1 pseudogene is annotated in these 1,389 nt (G+C 47.9%); it reads left to right on the top strand.

Annotated elements, in window-relative coordinates:
• A pseudogene (locus tag FNW07_RS13835) lies at positions 1 to 1,389 on the top strand (adhesin); the annotation flags it as partial.

The raw sequence follows: 1,389 nt of genomic DNA, 5'->3' as shown, positions 1-1,389 counted from the left end.
CAAAGTAACTTTACCAATACGTCCAATCCACAAACGATCTGGATAGTCCTTACTGATGCGGCAACAAGTTGTGCGAGCAGTATTGGAAGTTTCCAATTGATTGTAGATACCCCGCTTGCCCTTACCACCCCGACACCATTGAGTCTTTGTGATGATGGCCTGACAACGAGCCCACCGTCACGTGAATTTGACCTGACCGTTAAGAATAGTGAGATATTGGGAACAGCTACCGGTTATACGGTAACGTATTTCCGTAGCCCGGCTGATGCGCAGGCAGGAATTAACCCTATTTTGAACCCAACGACCTATCTCAATACCAGCAATGCCCAGACTCTGGGAGTGATGGTTACCAGCCGTGCCCCTGCGGGATGTAAAAGCTTTACCACGCTGACTATCCGTGTTTTGCCATTGCCAACACCGAAGGACAATCCAAGTCAATTGAAGATGTGCGATGTGAATTCACCAAACGGCACCGAGTTGTTTGATTTGACCCTGAACCAGGCTTATATTGCCAACGGGGACCCTAACCTGAGCTTCGAATATTACCTTACCGAGGCAAACGCCAATGCTCAGGCCAGTATGATAACCACACCGACTTTTTATGAAATCGGAACACGAAGTATTTGGATCCGTGTGATGAACACTGAGGTAAGCTCATTGGGCAGTAAATGTTATGTGGTGATAGAGCAGCCTTTATTGTTGAACTCATTACCGGTAGTGGCCAGCTCTGCTGTTCCCTACAAAATCTGTGATGCGGCGGCTTCCAGCACAGCCACTTTCGATTTGCAGACCAAGAATGTTGCGCTATTGGGGGGAATGTCCGATACAAGCGGATATACGGTAACGTATTACCTGTCACCGGGAGAAGCGCAGGCAGGAACCAATCAATTGCCGAATTCATATATAAATACCAGCAACCCACAGACTATCTATGCCCGTGTGGTAAATAACGCCACAGGTTGCGTGAATTTCAATGGTAGCGTAAAACTGGAAGTTTTGCCGGGAGCCTCGGCCACATCACCGGTTGCACCACGGGTTACTTGTGATACTGACTACACCACGCCAAATGGTATCTATACTTTTGATTTGACCCAAATGAATACTGAGGTCTTGGGCGGACAAGATCCACTCCAGTTCACGGTGACTTATTATAACTCCCAGGCCGATGCCCTGGCAGATAACAATCCAATTACCACACCAAGAGCTTATGCAACGGCAAACGGTACGATATGGATGGTGGTGACCAACAATAATGGTTGCAGATCCAAGCCGGCATCAGTAGCGGTAACGGTAGAGCCATTGGCAGAACCGGATATTGAGTCCTCCACAGGAAATAATACGATTTGTGTGCAGTGGGGTAGTGATGTTTTGTTAAGCGGACTTACCCTG

The organism is Flavobacterium sp. GT3R68 (assembly GCF_007109225.1).
Lineage (GTDB): Bacteria > Bacteroidota > Bacteroidia > Flavobacteriales > Flavobacteriaceae > Flavobacterium.
This window is presented reverse-complemented; position numbering and strand designations above follow the sequence as displayed.